This window comes from Nostoc sp. (genome assembly GCF_036919595.1).
In the GTDB taxonomy this organism is placed as follows: domain Bacteria; phylum Cyanobacteriota; class Cyanobacteriia; order Cyanobacteriales; family Nostocaceae; genus Nostoc.
This window is the reverse complement of record NZ_JBALCO010000162.1, coordinates 74,043-94,725: the sequence shown is the minus strand read 5'-3', so window position 1 is coordinate 94,725 and position 20,683 is coordinate 74,043. Positions and strand designations below refer to the sequence as shown.

14 protein-coding genes and 7 pseudogenes are annotated in these 20,683 nt (G+C 42.0%); 8 read left to right on the top strand and 13 right to left on the bottom strand.

Going from position 1 to position 20,683, the window contains the following annotated elements; translation table 11 throughout:
• Window positions 1-111 precede the first annotated feature (111 nt).
• Window positions 112-338: pseudogene (locus V7K21_RS25340) on the top strand (hypothetical protein); the annotation flags it as partial.
• Between the two features lie 187 nt (window positions 339-525).
• Here the strand turns inward: V7K21_RS25340 and V7K21_RS25335 are convergent.
• Both V7K21_RS25335 and V7K21_RS25330 read right to left on the bottom strand, forming a co-directional pair.
• Window positions 526-903 (bottom strand): nuclear transport factor 2 family protein, encoded by a 378-nt coding sequence (locus tag V7K21_RS25335; protein ID WP_335178114.1) that lies wholly within the window; start codon window positions 901-903, stop codon window positions 526-528.
• A gap of 321 nt (window positions 904-1,224) precedes the next feature.
• Window positions 1,225-1,368, bottom strand: a pseudogene (locus V7K21_RS25330) (IS701 family transposase); the annotation flags it as partial.
• A gap of 59 nt (window positions 1,369-1,427) precedes the next feature.
• Here V7K21_RS25330 and V7K21_RS25325 point away from each other — a divergent pair.
• Window positions 1,428-1,586, top strand: coding sequence for a hypothetical protein (locus V7K21_RS25325; protein ID WP_335178109.1), 159 nt, complete (start codon window positions 1,428-1,430; stop codon window positions 1,584-1,586).
• A 77-nt stretch (window positions 1,587-1,663) separates the two neighbouring features.
• On the opposite strand, the gene V7K21_RS25320 is transcribed toward V7K21_RS25325, so the two are convergent.
• Both V7K21_RS25320 and V7K21_RS25315 read right to left on the bottom strand, forming a co-directional pair.
• Window positions 1,664-1,828 carry a hypothetical protein gene (locus V7K21_RS25320; protein WP_335178107.1) on the bottom strand — a complete coding sequence of 55 codons (165 nt, stop codon included), beginning with the start codon at window positions 1,826-1,828 and terminating at the stop codon, window positions 1,664-1,666.
• An 18-nt stretch (window positions 1,829-1,846) separates the two neighbouring features.
• Window positions 1,847-2,479, bottom strand: a pseudogene (locus V7K21_RS25315) (cyclase family protein); the annotation flags it as partial.
• Window positions 2,480-3,560: 1,081 nt separating this feature from the next.
• Here V7K21_RS25315 and V7K21_RS25310 point away from each other — a divergent pair.
• The gene (locus V7K21_RS25310) at window positions 3,561-4,550 is read left to right on the top strand and encodes an extracellular catalytic domain type 1 short-chain-length polyhydroxyalkanoate depolymerase (protein WP_335178106.1); all 990 of its coding nucleotides are present in this window, start codon (window positions 3,561-3,563) and stop codon (window positions 4,548-4,550) included.
• A gap of 162 nt (window positions 4,551-4,712) precedes the next feature.
• Here the strand turns inward: V7K21_RS25310 and V7K21_RS25305 are convergent.
• Window positions 4,713-5,116 (bottom strand): annotated as a pseudogene (locus V7K21_RS25305) (Hsp20/alpha crystallin family protein).
• 475 nt (window positions 5,117-5,591) lie between these two features.
• Between V7K21_RS25305 and V7K21_RS25300 the strand changes: the two are divergent.
• The gene (locus V7K21_RS25300; RefSeq protein ID WP_335178104.1) at window positions 5,592-5,723 is read left to right on the top strand and encodes a hypothetical protein; all 132 of its coding nucleotides are present in this window, start codon (window positions 5,592-5,594) and stop codon (window positions 5,721-5,723) included.
• A gap of 350 nt (window positions 5,724-6,073) precedes the next feature.
• Window positions 6,074-7,219 (top strand): hypothetical protein, encoded by a 1,146-nt coding sequence (locus tag V7K21_RS25295; protein ID WP_335178102.1) that lies wholly within the window; start codon window positions 6,074-6,076, stop codon window positions 7,217-7,219.
• 311 nt (window positions 7,220-7,530) lie between these two features.
• On the opposite strand, the gene V7K21_RS25290 is transcribed toward V7K21_RS25295, so the two are convergent.
• A complete protein-coding gene (locus V7K21_RS25290; protein ID WP_335178100.1) occupies window positions 7,531-8,244 on the bottom strand; it encodes a gamma-glutamylcyclotransferase in 714 nt (237 codons plus the stop codon).
• Between the two features lie 165 nt (window positions 8,245-8,409).
• Between V7K21_RS25290 and V7K21_RS25285 the strand changes: the two genes are divergently transcribed.
• Window positions 8,410-9,192 (top strand): hypothetical protein, encoded by a 783-nt coding sequence (locus V7K21_RS25285; protein WP_335178098.1) that lies wholly within the window; start codon window positions 8,410-8,412, stop codon window positions 9,190-9,192.
• Window positions 9,193-9,331: 139 nt separating this feature from the next.
• On the opposite strand, the pseudogene V7K21_RS25280 reads toward V7K21_RS25285, so the two are convergent.
• The 3 genes and pseudogenes from V7K21_RS25280 to V7K21_RS25270 all read right to left on the bottom strand — a co-directional run.
• A pseudogene (locus V7K21_RS25280) lies at window positions 9,332-9,556 on the bottom strand (HAD-IA family hydrolase); the annotation flags it as partial.
• A 58-nt stretch (window positions 9,557-9,614) separates the two neighbouring features.
• Window positions 9,615-10,125 (bottom strand): annotated as a pseudogene (locus V7K21_RS25275) (SDR family NAD(P)-dependent oxidoreductase).
• A gap of 99 nt (window positions 10,126-10,224) precedes the next feature.
• Entirely contained in the window at window positions 10,225-11,679 is a 1,455-nt protein-coding gene (locus V7K21_RS25270) for an MFS transporter (RefSeq protein ID WP_335178096.1), read from the bottom strand.
• Window positions 11,680-12,280: 601 nt separating this feature from the next.
• On the opposite strand from V7K21_RS25270, the gene V7K21_RS25265 reads away from it, so the two are divergent.
• Entirely contained in the window at window positions 12,281-13,228 is a 948-nt protein-coding gene (locus tag V7K21_RS25265) for a glycosyltransferase family 2 protein (protein ID WP_335178094.1), read from the top strand.
• A gap of 544 nt (window positions 13,229-13,772) precedes the next feature.
• Here the strand turns inward: V7K21_RS25265 and V7K21_RS25260 are convergent.
• Together V7K21_RS25260 and V7K21_RS25255 are read right to left on the bottom strand one after the other, a co-directional pair.
• Window positions 13,773-14,528: a chromosome partitioning protein ParB gene (locus tag V7K21_RS25260; protein WP_335178092.1), complete on the bottom strand. Its 756-nt coding sequence runs from the start codon at window positions 14,526-14,528 to the stop codon at window positions 13,773-13,775.
• A pseudogene (locus tag V7K21_RS25255) lies at window positions 14,525-15,915 on the bottom strand (AAA family ATPase). Before V7K21_RS25255 ends, V7K21_RS25260 begins: the two are co-directional and overlap by 4 nt.
• A 264-nt stretch (window positions 15,916-16,179) precedes the next feature.
• Between V7K21_RS25255 and V7K21_RS25245 the strand changes: the two are divergent.
• Complete coding sequence (locus V7K21_RS25245) at window positions 16,180-16,551, top strand: zinc ribbon domain-containing protein (protein WP_335178086.1); 372 nt, start codon at window positions 16,180-16,182, stop codon at window positions 16,549-16,551.
• A gap of 719 nt (window positions 16,552-17,270) precedes the next feature.
• Here V7K21_RS25245 and nblS read toward each other — a convergent pair.
• Window positions 17,271-19,217: a two-component system sensor histidine kinase NblS gene (gene nblS, locus V7K21_RS25240; RefSeq protein ID WP_335178084.1), complete on the bottom strand. Its 1,947-nt coding sequence runs from the start codon at window positions 19,215-19,217 to the stop codon at window positions 17,271-17,273.
• A gap of 183 nt (window positions 19,218-19,400) precedes the next feature.
• Complete coding sequence (gene purD / locus V7K21_RS25235) at window positions 19,401-20,678, bottom strand: phosphoribosylamine--glycine ligase (protein WP_335178082.1); 1,278 nt, start codon at window positions 20,676-20,678, stop codon at window positions 19,401-19,403.
• Window positions 20,679-20,683 lie beyond the last annotated feature (5 nt).

The window sequence follows — 20,683 nt, the reverse complement described above, 5'->3', positions numbered from 1 at the left end:
TGCCATTGAGCGAAACTCTTTTCATGGTGAGTGGAACTATATTATCAAACCCCAAATTTCTCCCTAATTGTTCAACTTATTTTTACATGATGCCTAACAGGACTTACGCAAAACTTTGTCGATTTGATCACACTCCAGCCAAAAAGCGAACATCCCACGGTTTGAGTGAAAAAGACTTTGACACGATTTTCACCACAGACAAACTAATTTTCTTCGCCTTTCACGGCTATGCTTGGCTAATTCATCGCCTAACTTATCGCTACACCAACCACGATCAGCTGCATGTGCATGGCTACAAGGAAGAACCAACCAGCATCACTCCCTTTGATATGGTTGTATAGGGTAATACGCTTGGGTTAAGGGAATTTATTTATCTGTTAAGGTAGGCTGTTCTTGAGCAGAGGGAGAGTTAGGCGCGGACTTTGCAGCAGGGTCTAACGGCTGGAAGTTCCGCGACGGCGGGAGGAAAAGCAACCTCTCCACGACAGACACTACCCCGCTGTTCGTTGCAGCGCCTTGTTAGGCTTAGTGACCGGACAATGGAGGTAGACAGATTTCCATGGTTTGAATCAAGCCATGCTCAATGGTATAACGATGACCAACGTGCTGATCGGAAAGAACTGTTCCAGCTAGGTCGCGCACGACCTGATGCACATCGACTAAAATACGCCCGGAATCCTCCCGGTGAAAGGAAATCGGCTCAACGTGCGGATTGATGCCAAACCATTGCCTTGTCCAATAAGCGCGGACTGCTTGATGTCCATGGACATAACCGCCTTCAAACGCTTTCGGCCAATCCACCTCAGGAGTCGTTGTGGCGAGGGCGGCGTCAATATCTCGCGCGTTGAAGGCAGCGTACGCCGCGCGTATCAGTTCAATTTCAGGTGCAGATTTGTCTGGCATAAGAAGTGTGATGAAGGACATCAGCAGGGCTTAACAATTCTTATACAGAACGCTTCTGCACAAGATATCGCAGCGGGTGCATAGTCTAAATGATTCTGTATAAGACCATAACACCTTAATGTGGCGTTTATGCCCACTCTTTCCGCATAATACGCTCGCTGAAGGTGATTAGGCTGAATCTTTCTGCATATTTTCAGATTCTTTATGAAGGTCAGGGAATGTACTATTAAGCACACTGTACATCATTCTATTTAACTGGACTTTAGACTAAGAAGCACAAAATAACTCAGAGAAACTGAGTTGAGAAGAACCAAACAGAACTTACGCATTGACAGGAATCTGACTATGTGCATCTAAGCCCACCCTTTGTTCAAGATGTTCCAGTATGAAGTCACGAGCCACTTGAAGAGACAAATTTCTCTCTTCTTGATACCAGTTTTCAATTAATTCTTCAGTTCGCATTAAGTAAGTCGGCGCCAAAAAATCAAACTGCTTTCGCGTTGAGCGTGTCGCAGATTTACTATATGTTTTCTAGTAGATTACTAGCCAGTTGTGGCGTTCGCGCAGCGTCTCCAAGAGTTGCGATGACCGAGCGCTTTTTGTTGCCTGAGAAGTTATTCTATAGCGTTGGGTCAATAACTGGCGATTTGTGGGTGTTCCGTTCTGTTGATATCTCAATTTAAGCTGCAAAACAGAAATTTGTTATGCCAAATTGCCAGAACCTTTGAACAAATAAAAATCACAACGTCGTTATTCATTGCTAAAGTGGCAATTCTAGCTGACCGATGAGGTATTTGACCTTTTCTGTAGATAGGCATTTGCACTCGATACAAACAAAGGCGTTGGGTAGCCTTACAACTTTACCAATTTTGAGAACAACGATAAAAGCTATGAGCGATCGCTGATCATTCAAGTGAGGAAGCAATAACTGAATTGCTTCATCTCACCGTATCCGTACACCCAATTTTGTATCCCAGTGGAGGGGTTTTTCTGCTTTTTGCAGGGGAGATTCCGGTGTTTTACCTATAGAAACGCCGTATTTCCAGTTTGGCGGACAGATGGCAATGTAACGTGCATAACCTCCTAAACCACCTTTGAATTTAGGATATCCAATAGAGATCAAGGCGCCTGTTTCTGGCACCTGATCTAGATTCGCAACACCCTCTGCTTGTGTATATCCATTTTTCAACAGCCAAGCTTCTCCTTCCAACGTTGGGGTGCTGTCTGTATCTAGGGGTTCGTGTCCGTGGAAAAGAATTTGACGCTGAAGGTGGAGAAACTGCAAAGCTTCTAGCTTCACCCCAGGAAACTTAGTTCTTGTAGCTAATTCGGGGTTTGGCCATGATGAAGACCAATCAGAGCGAACAAACACAACTGAGCCTTGTGGAATTCTGCCATGTTTGCGTTCCCAATCCTGAATATCTTTAACACTCAAATGATAATTGGGGTCTAGGGCAACTTTATCCTGAATCGGAATTATTACTAGAGGACGAACAGCAAAAGTCGCTGGCAATTCATCAATAGCTGGATAGTCAGGGTTCCAGTGAGCAGGGGGATCTAGTTGGGTTCCTAGCTGATCGGTGGATAAATCGTAATGAGTTGCTTCAAACCCATCTTTTTGCTAAGTGTATGACTCACCTGTTTTTGGGTTGATGGCAGGCGCAAACTTCGATGAACCAAAACCTGACCACACAGGAATTAAAGGAGCGATGTCTACGACGGGCTACGCCTACGCATGAGTCAAGTCAACATATTTTGCTGATTTGAGTGAGTGCTGATAAACTTGCCACAGAGAAGGCTTACGTAATGGCTGTACAGCGTTGGCAGACATAAAACCAGCACTAAATAGAACTATTAAACAAACAATTACCCAAAAAGTTTTTTTAAATATTTGACGCCAAAATCTATCTAGTTTCTGCTTCAAATGTGAATGGTTTATCATTTTTTATTACTTTTGAAGGCTTTAATTGTTTGACCACAAATTGCTGCATTGTTTATGCTGTAAATATTTCAGGGTATTTTGTCGTATTTGCCAGGCTGCTATCTCATAAGGTTAATGTTCTAATTGTCATTCCTGTTTTATTGATTCCCTTAACCCTTAGATGTACCCAAATACGTATCTTCGGGAGGATGAAAGCCACCGACTTGCTCGCCCCTATTCCCCCGATCAGATGATAGACTAAAGACAAACCATCGGGGGAGCAACGCGAAAAAGTGAGATCATCGTGAAAAGAGCTCTTGAGGCAGGGGGAGCAGGGGGAGTCAAGAGAAAACTTTAGTATTTTCTACGACCGTTATAGCTCTAAATACACTTATTTCTTTCTCTCCCCCTGCCTCGATAGCCTCAAGAGCTTCCCCACCTCACAAAATCGCATTGCTGCCAACCATCGGCATGTACCGCCCTTCATTCAAGCAAATGCGTTGAGCGTCTCGGAGAGAGGAAAATGGGAGAGCGTCGCACCCACCCCAACCCCCTATGAGTACTAAATTATATCTGTAGTTAGAGTTTTACTATCTGTAGTTAGAGTTTTACTAGTTGTAATTGAGCGATTATTCAACCATTTGTATGAGGTAAACAGTAAGTGAATAGATGTACTTTGTTATTTATAACAGCATGAAAAACAAAATACTTATACTTTTACCAAATTTTATTTATCGTGAATATTCATCTAAGTTTTCAGTTGTTGAAGCGAGTATTTATTTTTTTTACGTTAATTGGTTTAGTAACAGCTTGCAAATCAATTCAAGCACAGCAAATAACTGCTCGGCAATCCAAAGTTATTTTTGGTGCTAGTGATGGCGAATTAACTGAGCAAGGTTCTGTGCGTACTTACTATATTTATACACCCAAGTCTTATTCTTCTAGCCGTCCTATGCCATTAGTTTTAGTATTTCATGGGGACGATGGTAGCGGGCGCTCAATTAGTAATGTCTCAGGGTTTAATGAATTAGCAGAACAAAAAGGGTTTATTGTAGTTTATCCTGATGGAATTGACCATAAATGGAGCCTGAGAAAGAATGGCAAAAGGAACATTAATGATATCTCTTTTGTGAAGAATTTACTTAATCACTTACAGCAAGTTAGAAATATTGATAACCGTAGAATCTACGCTACTGGCTTTTCTAAGGGTGGAATATTAACTCAGGCTTTGACTTGTCAACTATCCGATAAAATAGCAGCTTTTGCTTCTGTTGCTGGTTCTTTGCCAATGCGACTTGAACAAACATGCCAACCGCTTCTTCCTGTATCAATGTTGATGATTAACGGCACAAACGACCAATCTGTACATTATCAGGGTGACAAGAAAACTCAAAAAGGAGCGCTCGTTTCGATTCCGGAAGTAGTAAATTTTTGGCGCGATCATAACCAATGTCCCACATATGCTACAAACGATCTAGCATTTGCCCTTGACAATGCTCGCAGTAGCGATAGAGTTAAAACCTATTCCTACTCCGGTTGTAGTGGTGGTTCTGAGGTTTTAGAATTGGCTGTAGTTAATGGGGGACATCTTTGGTACGGTGGTACTTCTGATGATAAGAATATTAACAAGTTCAATCAAAACCTGGGTTTAGACTCAACTCAAATGATTTGGAATTTCTTTGAGCGTCATACTCTACCTCCAGTTCCAAGCAAAAGCATCTCGTAGAGAGGAAAACCCAATTGTCAAACTTTCTCTAAGAGTTGGCAAGCAGGTACCCCATCGCTCCCTCACAGACAATTACTACAAAAAAGAGCTTGGTCGTCTCATAACCAAGCTCTTAGCTATCTCAATCAATTATTGTCGGTAGAATAGTCTCATCAGAAGCCATTAGGCAGCAGGTTGCTCTAAACTAACCTTGACAACTTTGTTCTTTTCTTGCTCGGACTTTGGCAGTGTCAAATTCAAGATCCCGTCTTTATAATCTGCGGTGACATTGGTATTTTGAATCCGACCAGATAGAGGAATTACACGTTGGAATTTACCATAGTAGAATTCGCTCTTGGTAGTGCCATTGTTTTCGGTTTTAGTTTGGGACTTGCGCTAGCATCTTCGGTGACTTGAATATCTAGGTCTTTAGCTTCAAGTCCTGGTAGTTCTAGCTTCAGATGAATCGCATCAGTAGTTTCGTGCAACTCAGCAGATGGAACTCTAATAAAGCCTTTTTCAACCCGTGTAGAGGGAACTCTGGTATCTCCAAATAAGCCGTTGATGTGACGTTCTAAAGTGTTCAATTCTTGCTAGGGGTTGTCACGAACTAGCATATTAATTTATCCCTTGTAACAGTAGTAATTTTTTGCTGAACAACTTTGGATTAAATTCCTTGGTTTGATTACCATAATATTCAAAAATAAAAAGCTGAGGAATTCGGTTTTTTCACCTAATAAATGATGATTACCACACCAAATTAGGCAATTAAAAAAGTTACGGTTTACTCGAATTTATCGGTTCGGTAAACCCGAATAATTACTATGAATATCAATACAGGAGTTTAGATTAAGCCATGACAAAATGACTCAGCAGCATTGAATTAGCAAGCTACACAGCTAAAAATATAAAAAATAAAAGTTCAAGCTGACTTAGCTGGTTCTTTCTTCTACTTGATAGTACTTTTTTAATAATTAAGTAGCTAATTATAATAATTCATGATTCTCCAGTAGTCCAGCCAGGAGACTTTCCACGGGGTTTGGGTTTAGCAATTAATTGGCTTTGGCTGTCCACCAAGTTCCGCTATCGTTCAGCTTGAATCCCTACCAGCAAATCCGCTTGCAGCATCGCACACGCAAAGGCTTCTTTCAATATGTCCTCAGCCTCATCAAGTATTTGCTATTTGGCAGTTGACAGCATTTAATTGACTTCATGCTTAAGGACTCAGTACTCTCTCCAGCGACTGACTCCTCTTAAATTTTAGAATTGCTATATCATACAAGAGACAAAAATTAGCCTAAACCCCGAAAGCCATGCTTTGTCGACTCTGCCGTTATGATCACATTTTGTCCTTCATTAAGATGCGTTTGTCCTACCTTTCATTTTGCGTGTTGGGTGCAGGACTTCTGAGCATTCCCAATTCTCCAATAAGCGCTCAGAACCAGATCGCTGTGCCGGCTTTCGACTTCCAAGGTCGATATCTCGTTGTGGCTTCGGACACGGACATGCTCCCTTCTGCTTATATCGACGGGAAACTCGGTCCCATGGCTGGTCCCGACGAGCTCTCGGTGATACGGCTTGATCGGTCCCCTGCTGCTATGAAACCCATTACGGTGGAGGTCACAAATTCAGTGATCGGTCCCCCTTCTTCGATCGCCCTTACGCCGGATAGCAGGTACGCCATCGTGATCGAAACGCAAGGTCCACGTCCCAGCAAACTACCGGATGCCAAGCTGAGTGACCTTCCTCTTGGCCGCACAATCACGGTCGTCGATCTTTCCGACCCGGATCACCCGAAAGTGGTTCAGAAGATCGAAGGGTTCGATAGTCCCCTCTCTGTGTCGGTCAACGCAGACGGCACACTCGTAGCCGTCGTCTTCAAGAAAACGCCTCAACGGAAGCAGCCGCTTCTGGCCATGTATCGTCTTCAACAAGGGAAACTCTCTAAGCCTTTCCTTCCAAGCATTCCTGGTTTTGAGGCTGGTGATGCCCTTGTGAGTGCGGAGTTCCATCCAAAGAAAAATATCCTTGGGTTGGTCTACAGTGAGCATCCGAGGCTGTCCTTAATTCAGGTAGACGCGACCTCAAAGACCGTAGCGCTTTCAAGCTGGGGCGATCCCGTCAACCTCGACATTGCTCCTTTCCTTGTGCGTTTTACCCCTGATGGTCGGTTTGCCATCGTAAACGCAATGCTGCTCGGTACTGATATTCGTGGAACCGTTTCCAGTATTCGGCTTGAACAAAGCACAGCTGCGGATGGTACCCCGCACCATCTTCTCGTTTCGAGGGCAGACACTGGCGTGATGCCAGAGGGTTTAGCCATAAGCCCCAATCAGCACTGGATCGCTACGACGAATCTGGAACGCAGCGCGCAACCATTGGATGACCCCAAGCAAGGCTTCTTCTCCTCCGTCTCTCTGCTCCGGCTGGACCCGCAGACCGGGAGCATTGATCGCGTGGGAGAGTTTCCCTTCGACGGCATGTTACCTGAGTCCGCTGTCTTTGACAACACGAGTCGCTTTCTGGCTGTGGTATGTTTTGCACATTTTGACCGCTCAAAGCCGAACGGATCAGTCGATTTCTGGAGACTGACAGGTGATTTCGCTGACCCCAAGCGTACAGAACTGGTAAAGACTGACTTCTCGATCACGGTTGCACGAGGTCCACAGTCGATGGTGATAGCGCGGTAATTTAAAGGATTCGCTATGTTCGCTAACCTTCCTTCTGTTCTGTTGGGCTGTACGAGCAAAGCTGAAATGTCACCCCTTTGCATCGGGCGAACGCACCTACATTCAGTAAATCGCAAACTTTGTCATATTTATCTGAATTAAACAATCTGCTTGGGAAGCAAACACTGCACCTGACTCTGGGCGATCGCTGCTCAAACTCGTTTTTTATAGAAATACTCAGTGATTGTTTTTCGAGGATAATTCTTTTCCATAATTTCAAATCTAGATTTTTTTAGTATCGGTTTAATTATTCAATTAGAGGTTTACAACAGTTATTCTAAAGTAGTAGTTTGAGTAGAGCCGCCACTAACTAAAAGCGCTTGTTGTTTTGCCAGCACTTGTTCGCGTAATAAGAGTAATTGTCTATCTTTAATGCTTTCTGCGATTAATCCATCGACAGTTCTGATGAGATAATCAGCGCAGTCACCGAATTTTCCAGATGCGGTGGCAATACTATCAACAGTGGTTGTGAATGGTATATGATCAGCGTACCTGGGATGTTGACGATTGGCAACAAAAGCGATCGCTTTGAATTCTTGCGTACCATCAAACATCCTTACCCAACGAGCAACGTAGACACCAGCTACCATCTCGCGTCGCCAAATCAGCAGTAATTCTGATGGTACATCGGCAGCAGCAATTCGATAAGCAATACCACGACAACTACCGCCCCGATCAAGTCCTAAGAGTAATCCGGGATTCTCTGGAGTCCCATAACCGAGGATCATCCATGTACAGAAGCGCCGATGCCAACCATAAATCATCCCAGCACGGCGCTCGACATATGTGATTAGGGGATTCCAAATCAGCGAACCGTAGGCAAATATCCAGATATCAGAATTTGCTGGTTGCTGTTGTAGTGTTTCATCGAGCGATCGCTGTAATTCATCTTCACTCAAGGTAGTTAGCTTTATTCCAGAGTGTGATGCTTCTAATAGTCTTGCCTGTTCATTTCCGGCTTCGAGGTCGCTACGACTGAGTGACATAATAATGTAGATTATTTCCTTTTCTGTAAATTTCCAGTAATTTCACTATAACTTTAAGATAAATTAATTATCATATAACTCCCTTTTCCGTAGGATTGAGAGTAAGCCTAACTACAGGCAGCAATATCTTGATGATACCAATCCACGATATAAGGAGTAAGCTTTGTGGCATTTGCGGCAAATCAATTATTAAAGTTCTCAATCAAATATTTACCAGCAATTGCCACCAAACTAGCAATTACAACTCTCATAGCAGTTCTCCCGTTACCAGTTAAAGCAGTTACATTAGTAACTAGTCGTGCTACTTTCGGAAGCAATGACGGAATTGATTGGTCAAGTTTGGGTAAAGTCTTCAATCCCTTTGCTCCCGATCCTTCGGCTTTTTTGCCTAACTCCTTTTCAGCAGCATCCGAAGGCGGTTTAGCTCTTGGTGTAACTGTACCTCAAGTTAATGATTCTGGTATTACCCCACCTTTTGTTTTTCAAACCTCTTTTATACCCAAAGGTATTCCGACTAACTTCGCTGATGGCGATTTTCTTTTATTGACAGGCTTCAACCCAAGAAGTGGTTTTCCTGCCGTTGGCAACCCAGAACCTTTGACCATTAGCTTTGATCAGCCTGTTTTTGGTGCTGGTACTCAAATAGCTGTGGACGATATTATAGAATTCAACACATTTGTCTCAGCTTTTGATAGTGCCAACAACCTATTGGGTACTTTCTCGGTACCGGGAACTTCTTCAATAACATTGGACAATTCGGCATTGTTCCTTGGAATTCGCAGTGAAACTGCTAACATCTCGCGACTCGTTTTCAGCACTTCTGAGTCAAATAGGGCTTTCGCCATCAACAGGGTGAGCATTATTGCAGTTCCTGAACCAAATTATCCCGTGGCTATATTAGCTTTCGGTGTTTCAGGTGCTATTTTGAGAGTTCGCCAACGCAGGTAAGAATTATTGCTTCAAAAGCTAGGAATCAGAATATAGAACTCTTATTTAATTGCGTGAAAAGCAAAAGTGACTGAAAGCTTTCCATAGAAAGGTTTCTTTCTTAGTATACTTAGCAAAGTTCAAGTATCAGCTAACTTTATCAGTTGAATAATTGCTGTAAGCTACAGAGATTAACATCTGAGTAAGCATTCACAATTAAATCTGCGCTTGAAAGATTCTGCTTATTATGTTTCAATCCAGCAAAAGCAACGCATTTCATACCTACTTTTTTAGTAGCTTTTATCCCATTTTCTGAGTCTTCAATAACAACGGATTTATTAGGATTAACATTCATGCTTTCAGATGTTAATAAAAAGATATCTGGTTCAGGTTTACACTACCTATCTAAAAAAGGGCACGCCCGTTAAGCTTGCCCTTTAGCTTTAATTTTCTTGTCCCGTTGGTCGGATGAGGATTTCGTTGACATTAACGCGTGATGGCTGGGTGACGGCGTAAACGATCGCAGCTGCAATGTCTTCGCTTTGCAGAGGTGTAATTGCCTTGCGTCGTTCTTCAATGGCTTGTTTGGCAATGGGATCGGTAATTTGGTTGTCAATTTCCGTATCCACCAAACCTGGTTCGATGATGGTGACGCGGATATTGTCCTTGTGTTCTTGGCGCAATGCTTCAAAGAGAGCATTCACACCCCATTTGGTAGCATTATAAACACCGACGCCCACCCGCGCTGTCCGACCAGCCACTGAGGAAATATTGACTATATGCCTTGCCACCACTAGCTTCGATGCGTTTTGTCAATGCCTGAATGCGATCACCACGCCTAGCAGCGAGTACTACTGTTGCTCCAACTGAAGCCAAGGCGATCGCAGTTGCTTCTCTAATTCCCGCTGAAGCTCCAGTGATAATTGCTACTTTTCCTTCTAATTTACCTGTCATTTATTTAACTCCTTAGTAATTGATAATTCAATATTGGACATTGCACATCGGGCACTTGTACTCAGAGGCTTTGAAGTATTGGGCATTAGGCATTGAGCATTAATTATTCCTCCCCTGCTCCCTCTGTGCCCCCTGCCTCTTACTGCTCCTCAAAACGGATGCAACCGCTGCTCCACAAAGTATTAGGGCTGCGAAGCGAAAAGTTCCTTGGAACCCCGCAACGATCGCCTCAGGAGAGGCAACAGAGACATCTGCACCCGCAGACATGCTAGCGATTAGCGCTCCAAATACTGCCCCGATTAAAGAAACTCCTACTGTGTTCCCTAAGGTACGTGATAAAGAAAGCAGCCCAGAAGCAATCCCTAGCCGCTCCCTCGGTACTGCTCCCATGACAGTGCTGTTGTTGGGTGATTGGAATAAACCCAATCCAATGCCGTAAATAAAATAGCGCGACACATAGCCTAACTCAGTAATTTGAGCATCAAAGGTGCTGATCCCCAGACAGCCACCAATCATCAACCCCAGCCCAATGGAGCTGATTACTCGACCGCCAAAGCGGTCTGAAAGTGTTCCCGCTAATGGGGCAATTAACCCACTAAGTACAGGCGACACGGCTAATAGAAGCCCCACTTTTACCGTTGGATAATGCTTGACGCCCTCTAGAAAGAAAGGGACGATCAGCAGTGAACCGCCAATAACAGTGAATGCTAGCCAGCCACTTAGCAAACCCATACTTAACTGAAGATTGCGAAACAGGTGTAGCTCTAGTAGTGGCTGCTCTACGATCGCTTCAACTACCAAAAAAGTCATAAAACTAGCGGCGGCGATCGCTAATAATATCAATGCATTGCTACTGCTAAAGCCCTGGCTTTGCCCTAGCGTCATACCCAGCCCAAAACTACCCAGAGTCAATAAAGCCAATATGGCTCCAAAAAAGTCAAATTTATGTTTGCCCTGAATGCGTAAAGAAGGTGGCACCACCCTAGCTATTAAGAAACTAGCTATGATCCCCAAGGGTACATTGATGAAGAATATACTATGCCAGCCTGACAAGCCCAGGAGCAGTCCACCAGCGGAAGGGCCAAAAGCAATTCCCAGTGACACTACACTACCGATGATGCCAATAGCCCGACCTCGTTCGGAAGAGGGAAAAACTTCTGTGATGATTGCCAAACCAAGCCCAGAAATGAACACAGCCCCTAGTCCTTGAAGGGCCCGAAAGCCGATCAACCACTCAATACCAGGTGCAAAACCACATAATAGCGAGCTGAAAGTGAACAGAACAAGTCCCCCCTGATATAAGGACTTTTTGCCCCACATATCCCCCAGGCGCGTTGCCCCCAAAACTAAACTGGAACTGACCAACTGGTAACTCAATACAGCCCATTGGGTCGTTGGGAAACTGGTATCAAAGGCTTGCACCAATGTGGGCAAAGCAACATTGATGATGCCCACATCTAGGGTAGACATGAATACCCCAAGTCCGACACCGAGTAAGACCCAATTTTTTTGAGAGCCTGACAAAGCTAAAGGTTGTGTTTGCAATTGTGCCAACGTTTAGCCTCCACCTTTTACTTTACGGTTGTGAATAGTTTGCATACGTATATTCATTGTAGGGTGCTATCCTGATTACCAAGTTCAGGAAACTAAAGATCAGCCTGGGAGAAGCCCAGGTAAACCACCGTGCATCTTCCAAGTTGGGGCGGTCATCTCGCAGATATCTTCAATTCGATGCTTACTAATGAGTTCAATCCACTATCGAGCAATTATTTTTTTGTCTTTAATGTCAGACATTCTTACTCCTTTTATACTTAAATTAAAAATATTGTTTATTTATCAGTAAATAACTGTGGGCTTTTAACAGAAGCGATACCACAACACGGGTTTTGCCAATGCAGACAAACAACGGGTAATGTTTAGTATCATCCATAACCAAAATCACTTCCTCCTTGACCTCAGCATAAAATCTAAAGATGTGTATATTATTAATTATTTGGGAATAATAACTTAGAAAGTAACGATAATATTGTTTACCTTACTCAGTCACTTCAAGATAAAAGGATTTTTGAAAATGGATATATATAGCTTTATTGGCGATGCATTAAATTAGTAATCGATTTAAAGTTTCTAGATTTTCCAGTTATTAGTATACAATATGCCTAAAATTACTGTTTGCATTCCTACTTTTAATCGTGTTCATCTCCTTCCTTATGCAATTGAAAGTGTACTGAATCAGTCTGAGCAAGACTTTGAGCTAATTGTTTGTGATGACGGTTCTAGCGATCGCACACCTGAGTTGATGTCACAGTACACAGACCACCGGATTAAATATATCCGTCATCTGCAAAATATTGGTAAAAGTAATAATATGCGCTCTGGCTTTGATGCTGCTAGTGGTGAATATTTTATTAAATTTGATGATGATGACCGGCTAACACCCGATTTTCTTGCAAGTACCGCAGCTATTCTTGCTCAAGACTATAGCATTGATTTTGTTGGTACGGACCATTGGATAATTGATATTAACAATGGGCGGGATGAGGTAAAAACTCAAGAAAATTCTCATCGCTGGGGTAGGAAGAATTTACCAGCAGGTATTGTAGACAATTTGTTAGAAGTTGTATTTATTCACCAAAGCTTTCAAATTGGGGCAACATTATTCTGCCGTAAAACATTGCAAGAATTAGGATATATGCAGCCAAATCTGCAAAATTGTGAGGATAATGATTTATTTGTGCGTCTGGCTTTGGCTGGGAAAAATGGCTATTACTTACCAGAATTATTGATGGAATATCGCTCCCATGCAGAGCAGCAAGGTATCAATCGAGCCATTCCTTATTTATTTGATAAAATGCAGTATTTAGAAAGTTATAAGTTTGAGTCTGAAAAAATAGAGACAATCAGGAAAAATCGTTTAACTGAAACGCAATTATTATTAGGTTTGCGTTTAATTGAAAAGGGTGAAATGCAAAAAGGCAGAGAGCTAGTTTTGGCGGGACAGTCTTTTTCAACTCCTAAAGCTTGGACTGGTTTAGGATTATCGTTGTTACCAGTTGGGTTACGAGGTAAGGCGTTTAATGCACTGCGACAGGTGCGGGGTTAGACATTGACATATTATGCAACTGACTTTTCAAGTCATGTGGAAAGGCTAATGCTAAACCGCAAAGAGATTGGGAAGTCTACCTATTTTGTGGAATAGTTGGGGTAGGTTGGTAAGTTGAGTTGGATCTTAGTTGACTAATCAGGAAGAATGTACTAAGAGCTATGGCTATAGATACGACTGCGATCGCTAAAGAGTTAGTCTTCCAAAAGCTTAGTTTCCCTTGTGTATAAGCTCTATTGGCTATATTCACTTCCCGCCCAGGGCAAACGCATCTAAAGTACTCTTGATCAAGACCAAGATTAAGACCCAACGAAAAATCAGTATTTCTGGCTTTATTTATTTTCCAAGGCTCAAAGCAATCGCTAAAATGTTTATCAATAAGTAGGGCTTAATGAGATTATTCTTGAGTCTATTGAGAATAGAATAGTCTTATTGACATGATGCGGCCGCCCTGACTTCCCGCCTAGCCTCTTCTAAAATTGATTGGAGAGCATTTATCTGCTCAAGCCCCGAATTATTCTTTCAATTCAGATGTAACTAAATTTTAAATAAATAAGATGCGTGACCAGCTATCAACAATATCTACCATTTTATCGCCACTTATACCTTTAATCTGTTTTTTACCACTGGCAATTTTTATTCTTGCTAATACATCTTTCAAAGATTCAAATTTTTTATTGTTACGCTCTTTCTCCACACTTTCAGCAACCTGAACAGCTTTTTTATCAGTAAAACCAGCAGTTCTTAATCTGAAGGTTAGTTCTAGTAAACTTAGACTATTAAATGATTCTAAAGGTGTAATCTGTTTGGGTATCTGACTTTCAATCAGCTTGAGAGTCTCGTATAGTTTCTGTCTTTCTTGTCTCTCTTGTGCCAGTTCTGACCTGAAGTTATCAATTTCCTTTTTTAACAAATTAAAATCATTATTTTTTGAACTTGATTCGGAATGATTTGTTTTAACTGGAGTTTGAACTTCTGGTTTCTCATCAAAATCCAATCCCCTAAATGTAGCAATTTGCTTCAATATTTTATCCTCATTCTTAGGGGCAATGACAAAAGCATTAACCATTTCACCTTGCCGAGGATTTTTTTCTCTTGCCCTAACGGCAGCGTAGTATTCAAAATGCCCATCAACTACCGTATAGCTCTCTACTCCTGTCATCTTTACAACTAATGGTCTGATAATTCCTCCAGTTTCTATAATTATGTCTGCGAGATTTTCCAAATCAGCCTCGGAAAAATTTGCTCGAAGTTCATTAGAAGTTATATTTTTTACATCCACCAAAGAAAAATTCATCATTTTTTTAAGCCTATTCCTATTAAAACTTCATCTGCTAAAATATCAAATTCCATAGCAGATTTTTGAGCATCTGACTTTACCTCTTCTCCATATTTAATAACAGATTTTGGATCAGGATATTCTAAATCTCCAACTGTTATAGTCTGATTCATGCATTCGGATAGTACGCTTCTATCATAAATTACTGTTTCCATCAAAGGCAGATTGTAACGTTCTGAAATCACGCTCCTTTGCTTAGGAAAAGTATATTGTAAAAATTTAGAATTAGTAGAAATTTTTGAGGCTAGGATACCCATTAATATAATGTGTGATTTTCCTATCATTTCTCTAAATTCATTAACTTCTATAATAAAGTTTTTGACACTTAACAATTCTTGGTTTGCAAATGGCTTTAAATCTGAAGGAATTATCAGGTAATCAGCAGCGACAAGTGCAACTTTAGCATATAAATCTCTAGAGGGAGGTGTATCAATAATAACAACATCATATTTTTGCTCTACTTTTTTTAATTTCGTAACTAACCTAGTCTTACTAGCATCAATTTGATTAAGTTTATACTGTCCTTCTATTAAATTAATATGTGCAGGAATAACATCTAATTCAGGATTATTAAAATAATGTGATTTTCGGGTGACATCCGGTATTAAGTAAAAATCACTTGATTCTAATAAATGATAGATATTAGAATCTCGTAAATTATCATCTTCTTCAAATTGAAATTTGATTAATCCTGTAGCAAAAGTAGTATTTGCCTGGGAATCTATATCAATTAATAGTACCCGTTTACCTTTTTTACTTAATGCTGCTGCAAGGTTGACTGCAACAGTAGTCTTACCAACGCCGCCTTTATTATGGTAGATTGCAATCGTTTTCATTGAATGTTTCCTCTTTCTTTCAAAATTTGAATTATTTTCATTTATTTCAACTTCTGTTTTCTCTACTAACTGTCCTTCTTTTAAACTGTTTCTACCAATTAAAGCTTTAATATTATCTAATTTTGCCTCAACGTCCTTCCCAGAACATTGAAATACTAATTGAATATTAGTCTGCAATTTTTGATAAATTTTAATCTCTTTGCCATTAGTCAGCAATCCATACCTTACATTCAAACTGGTTAAATAATGCCTGAGTCGGGGCGGGGGACATGATTATTTAAGTTTTGTTTGGGATGCTTTGCCTCCATGACGACACTCAGCGGCGGGTTGGCATCTAAGACAAAGGGAATCACTTGTGCAGCAAATGCTAAGAAATCTAAGCGGATGCTACCAAGGGCAACTTCTTGATGCCAGGTGTCAGGAGTATAACCTAGCTGCGGTAGCAAATATTGGACTATGAGTTTGCTTTCAACTTCGCTTTCGTTACGGCACAGCTCAGGATTAAAAGGCAATATTTTTCTACCTCTAAATAATTATTGGATTTGGCATAAAAGCTCATATTTCCTAGATTATGTCATATCCTTAATTATTTTGAGTGATATAAATCACCTATAAAAATCTCAATAGTCATTATAAAACTAGTGCTTTTACTGTTAAAATAACCACTTTTGAGAGTTAGCCATATTTAAAATTAACAGGCTACGTATCTATTTCCCCATTACCTTTGTAAATGGCTAGAATCAAAGTGTTTACTCAACCTATTTGCACTAAAGGTTTTGGCTACTGTATCTTGTCCCCACTGCCATCAACTCGTTGATAATCAAGCTATTAGTTGTCCCTTTTGCCGGACAACACTCAAAGCTTACGGTCATCCCGGTATTCCATTGCACCGCACCACTGGGGACGGGTATCTGTGCGACACCTGCACCTATGACGCTGATGATACTTGCAATTTTCCTCAGCGTCCTTACGCTAAAGAGTGTACCCTCTATCAAAATATAGAAGAGACAAAGTTAGATTTGCAACAGCAGCGTTACAGTAACAGTTTTGCAGTAACTGTGAAAAGTTGGGTAAAACGCAATCAGGCTTTGCTGTTGCTATTAGGTTTATTATTGGTCTGTTTGTTGTTCGTTATATTAAGGTCTTGATTTGTGTTTCGTGGGGAATAGGGAATATAACGCTTCTCAGTTGAGTCTAATACAGACCTAACCCCCAGCCCCTTCCCTGCAAGGGAAGGGGAGTAAGATTCCATTCTTCTCTCCTTTTAGAAGCTAGGGTGTACACACAAGTATGACCAGCATAGGTTTCAACTCTTCTAGTAGTTTCGTAGGGTGCATTATGGACACGCTAAAATAACAAATGCGTAGGCGTAGCCAGCGGTAGGCATCGCCGAAATAACAAATGGGTTCGCCGAAATAACAAATGGGTTCGCCGAAATAACAAATGGGTTCGCCGAAATAACAAATGAGTTCGCCGAAATAACAAATGAGTTCGCCGAAATAACAAATGGGTTCGCTGAAATAACAAATGGGTTCGCCGAAATAACAAATGAGTTCGCCGAAATAACAAATGAGTTCGCCGAAATAACAAATGAGTTCGCCGAAATAATAAATGCGTTGGCTAGCAAGAACCGCAGGCATCGCCATGATTGCAACAATTTAGCTTTGTCACACTAGCGTAATGCACTGCAAATCTTTGGTAGATGAAGTTTTTCCGACTTGTGTGTACACCGTAGCCTTTTAGAAGAGAGGAATGGAAGTGAGGTTACAGTGTATTGCATCCATAGACGCGTAGCGGCTTCCCGCAGGGAACGATAACCGCTATAGTGAATCGTCAAAAATAACAAACAATGCCTAATCCCTAACCTTCAGGCTGTAGTGATTTTGGATGCTTCAGCGATAGGTTCAACTTGTATGGGTGGCGCTTTTTCCTCAAAGGTGGCTAAATCGAACCAAAAAGTTGTGCCAATGCTGACTTCACTCACTAAATGGACTTTACTACGATGTCTATCGATGATATTTCTGACAATCGATAAACCTAAACCCGTTCCTTCTAAGGTGTGAACTCGGTTTTCGACGCGGAAAAAGCGTTCAAAAATTGAGTGTTGGTCTTCTGTGGCAATGCCAATTCCAGTATCAGAAATTTCAATCCGCACTGGAGAAGATTGGGTGTGAATGGGTTTGAAATCTAGTTGGTAGGCGCGGATTGCCACTTTACCACCGGCTTTTGTGAATTTAAGGGCATTACCAATCAGATTGCCAAACACTTGTACTAACAGATCATAATTACCCATTACCAGTGGTAAATTAGGAGCAACTTCCTGAACAAGTTCAACACCTTTATCTTTAGCATTGAGTTGGTAAGTACGCAGGGTTTGCTCGATCGCTTGGGCTAAATCCACCCCATCGAAATTATACTGACGACCAGATTCTAGTTTTGACAAATCCAATACATCGTTAACTAGGCGGGTTAAGCGATCGGTTTCATGGTTGACAGTTTGCAGAAACTCTTGCCGTTCTTGTAAAGCTAATTCTTCGCCGTAGTCGTGCAGGGTTTCAATATAAGTTTTGATGTTAAATAGAGGCGTTCGCAGTTCGTGAGAAACGTTGCTGATAAATTGGCTTTTTGCATCGTTTAGCTCGACCTCACGGGTAATATCTTGGATAGTAATCGCAATACCTTTGATGCTTTCTCTTTGTACGTTAAGTACTGTAGTCAAGAGAATGCGAACCGTCCGTGGGGTGGGTTGGTTAATAAAAATTCGGAACTCGGCACTTTCGCATTCGCCTGCTGCCATTTCGTACAAAGGACTGGTGATTTCCATTTGTACCGCTAGGGGCAAGTGATGTAACACATTGCAGCCTACCACTTCAGCGGTTTCCCAGCCAAAAATTCGCTTTGCCGTGGGATTGACTAAAATCACCTGCATGTTGTTATCAATTAACACAGCACCATCTGCGATCGTTGAAACTAGGGTTTCTAGCTTCGCTTTTTCTGCGGTCAGTTCCTCAATATTCTGTTCTTCATAGCGCTCTAATCGCTCTGCCATTTCATTAAAGCTTAAAATTAACTCCCCTAGTTCGCCTCCTAAAGGTAAATTAATCCGCTGCTTGAAATTCCCAGTAGTAATTTGCTTCACCCCCACTAGCAGTTCTTTTATTGGCTTAGTGATGGTTAAGGCGTTAATCACTCCTGCCAAAATCACCATTACCCAAATCGTGATAAAAACGGCAATGGTGACATCACGGGTAAAATTGGTGGAGATGACAGCGGTCTGATTGGGGTTAATACCGATCGCTAATACACCTAAATATTTTTTATTGACGATCAGGGGAATAAACACATCGGTGACTGTCCCATCTGGGGTCATGTGTTGCCGCACCATTGGCTTTTCCCCATCACCAGGGTAATCTTCAGGCAGTTGTATCCGCCGTTTAATCGTCAGGGAGTTTTCTACCTCCGCTTCCCAAAAAGGAATGCCAAAAAACATTTCCCCAGTTTCATCAGCGTAGAGCATATAACGCACACTAGAGGTGCTGCTGTAGAAGCGTTGTGAAAATTGGGCAACCTCAGTCAGATTATTATCAGCAACTAGAGGGGCAACGTTGGCAGCAAGCAGCAACCCTAAGTCACGACCGAAGCGGGTATCATTCATCCGCGCATCCTGCTGAATTGTATTCACAGCCCAGAAGGTCAAACCACTCATTACCAATGAAACCACCAATGTCGCCACAGCCAGCAGTTTGGTCTGGAGTGTGAACTCAGACCACCAACTAGCGATCGCATCTCGAATTGTTTTAAACAGACTTAGCATCTTAAATAAAGTTGTTAATAGTCTTTGTTATAAAGCCCAACAACTAAAAAATTAACAGTTAATTTGACAAAAATGTTAAAGGCATTGGGAATGAGGCATTGGGCATGGGGCATTCGTTATTTCCTTCCTCACATTTAGTTACTCCTAACTCCTGTAGAGACGCGATTAATCGCGTCTCTACTCCTAACTCCTAACTCTATAACCAATATCTTTCCGGTAATATATCCCCTCAAACTGAATATGTTTGATACCCGTGTAGGCTTGGGCGATCGCTTGCTCAAAATTTTTTCCGATTCCAGTCACATTTAATACTCGACCCCCATTTGTCACTACTTTTTGTTGCTGGTTCAACTTCGTACCTGCATGAAATACAGTTGTTCCTGTTGCCTCTGCCTCACCAATGCCAGTAATGACGTGGCCTTTCTTATATTCTCCTGGATAACCACCTGAAGCTGCAACGACAGTCGCAGATGCTCCCCCTTTCCAAGCAATGGGCGGCAATTCACTTAATCGCTGCTGTACACAGGCTAAAAGCAACTCTTCTAAGGGTGTTGCTAACAGTGGTAAAATCACCTGGGTTTCTGGATCGCCAAAGCGACAGTTAAATTCCAAAACCTTGAAGTCGCCATCGGGTGCAATCATTAATCCAGCATACAGTACACCTCGGTAGTCAATGCCTTTAGCTCGTAAAGTTGCGATCGCTCTTTCTAACACTTCTGTTTGAATGCGTGCCATCAACTCTGGCGTAGCGATGGGTGCTGGGCTGTATGCTCCCATTCCCCCAGTATTTTCCCCAGTATCGCCGTCACCAATGCGCTTATGGTCTTGAGCTGGCAGCAAGGGTCGAATTGTTAACCCATCCGTTAACGCTAAAACTGACACCTCTTGCCCAATTAAACATTCTTCAATGACGACAAATTTACCAGCACTGCCAAACTGTCCCTGAAAAATCGCATCAATGGCACTTTCTGCCTGTGCAACTGTAAAAGCCACCGTTACACCCTTACCAGCCGCCAAGCCATCAGCTTTGACGACAATTGGCACTCCTGTAGCTCTTACATAGGATTTTGCTGCTGCTACCTCAGTAAATACCGCAGCCCGGGCCGTCGGAATTCCAGCTTCTTGCATCAGGGCTTTTGCCCAAGCTTTACTCGCCTCAATTTGCGCTCCCGCTCTGACTGGCCCAAATACCATCAATCCTTTGTCTTGGAGGTAATCTGTGATTCCCTTTGCCAAAGGTACTTCTGGCCCAACTATCACCAGAGTTATGCCATGTTCTAGAGCATATCGACTCATGCCCTCAAAATCATTTACTGCTAAAGGCAAGTTCTGGCAACGTTCCATACTTGCTGTGCCTCCATTCCCTGGTACACAGATAACTTGCTCGATTTGCTTAGATTGCAACAGTTTCCATGCCAGAGCGTGTTCGCGCCCTCCATTACCTACGACTAAAACTTTCACTGATT

Bases quoted from the DNA above. Each gene is read 5' to 3' on its own strand.
- V7K21_RS25335 (WP_335178114.1), bottom strand. From the start codon at position 903: ATGCCAGACAAATCTGCACCTGAAATTGAACTGATACGCGCGGCGTAC.
- V7K21_RS25325 (WP_335178109.1), top strand. From the start codon at position 1,428: ATGTTTTCTAGTAGATTACTAGCCAGTTGTGGCGTTCGCGCAGCGTCT.
- V7K21_RS25295 (WP_335178102.1), top strand. From the start codon at position 6,074: ATGGCTGGTCCCGACGAGCTCTCGGTGATACGGCTTGATCGGTCCCCT.
- V7K21_RS25290 (WP_335178100.1), bottom strand. From the start codon at position 8,244: ATGTCACTCAGTCGTAGCGACCTCGAAGCCGGAAATGAACAGGCAAGA.
- V7K21_RS25265 (WP_335178094.1), top strand. From the start codon at position 12,281: ATGCCTAAAATTACTGTTTGCATTCCTACTTTTAATCGTGTTCATCTC.
- V7K21_RS25260 (WP_335178092.1), bottom strand. From the start codon at position 14,528: ATGATGAATTTTTCTTTGGTGGATGTAAAAAATATAACTTCTAATGAA.
- nblS (WP_335178084.1), bottom strand. From the start codon at position 19,217: ATGCTAAGTCTGTTTAAAACAATTCGAGATGCGATCGCTAGTTGGTGG.